The organism is thiotrophic endosymbiont of Bathymodiolus puteoserpentis (Logatchev) (assembly GCF_900127505.1).
GTDB lineage: Bacteria > Pseudomonadota > Gammaproteobacteria > PS1 > Pseudothioglobaceae > Thiodubiliella.
In genome coordinates, this window is sequence record NZ_UEXF01000004.1 from 11,536 (window position 1) to 12,722 (window position 1,187).

At 38.2% G+C, this 1,187-nt stretch carries 1 protein-coding gene; it reads left to right on the forward strand.

Going from position 1 to position 1,187, the window contains the following annotated elements:
- Nucleotides 1–15 precede the first annotated feature (15 nt).
- Nucleotides 16–1,187 (forward strand): hypothetical protein (locus BHECKSOX2_RS00065; protein WP_180323583.1); only part of this gene is annotated, 1,172 nt, incomplete at its 3' end.

Below are 1,187 nucleotides of genomic sequence, written 5' to 3' on the forward strand. Positions count from 1 at the left end.
AACACTGGCAGGGTAATGCTTGGACTTTCAAGTGATGATTCTAGTGATTCTTACAGAAGTATAGATTACGCTTTGTATGCAGACTCAGGTATAGGCAATAAATTTGTCATCTATGAAAGTAGTGTGAGAAAGCGTGACACAAGTGTTGTTTATGCCGCTGGCGACTATATGAAAGTCACTAGATCAGGTACCCAAATAAAATATTACCATATTAAAGCAAGTGATGGTCCTCATGCCAAAGGCACTTTGCTTTACACCTCAAGCAAAACTTCAAATGCAAACACCAAATTGTTTCTAGACAGTTCTTTTCATAATGTTGGCGCTAAGTTAACAGATATGCAAATATTCAGTGGCAATAATTTGGCGCTTTCAGTGGATGTTTATGCACCCAAACCCACTGCTGATGCTTGGAATATAGAAGGCGCGGTGAATGACAAAGGAGCATTTACCCTTGGTAGTAAAGTTAAGATAACACTCGCGTTGGATGAAAACATTACTTTGGCCAATGTTGGTAGCAATAAAATCGTTGTTGCCGGCAAAGATTTCCTGTTAACAGGAACCAATGGAACGGTTACTAAGACATTAGAGTTCGTTTATACCGTTCAACTTAATGACAAAATCGACACTGCTTTTAATATCGACAGTAAAGATGACATTGTCTTGAATGATATTCAAGATGTAGATGGTAATAATATTGATTTTGGCAACATTTCCAATGGCTTAGATATTACTCCTATTAGTAAAAACCTTGTCCTAAACAGCAAAGGATTGGCGACTATCACCACGAATGTTACCAGCTGGCATAACGGCGGCACCGCTGCCAATATTAGCAGAATGACGGACGGCAACACCAGTTCAAGTGGTGTATTAGATTATGCCGTACATCCAAACAGTGCTAATGGAAAGTATATTTTGTTTGATTTTAAGGGGGTTAATTATAACAACGGCAGCTTTAAGCTCTATAATCGCAAAGCAGTTGTCAGCAGAATTAACGGATCAATTGTTGATTTTCTTAAAGACGGCGTAGTAGTTTCAACCCACACCATCAGTAATGCAGGTAATATTATTGAAATTACTCCAGTAAGCAACCTTGTTTTTGACCAAGTTAAACTTACCTTTAGTGGCGATGCGCAAAACTTCCGCGAAGTGAAGATTTTTGGTAAAAATACAACTTTATTAATAGATGC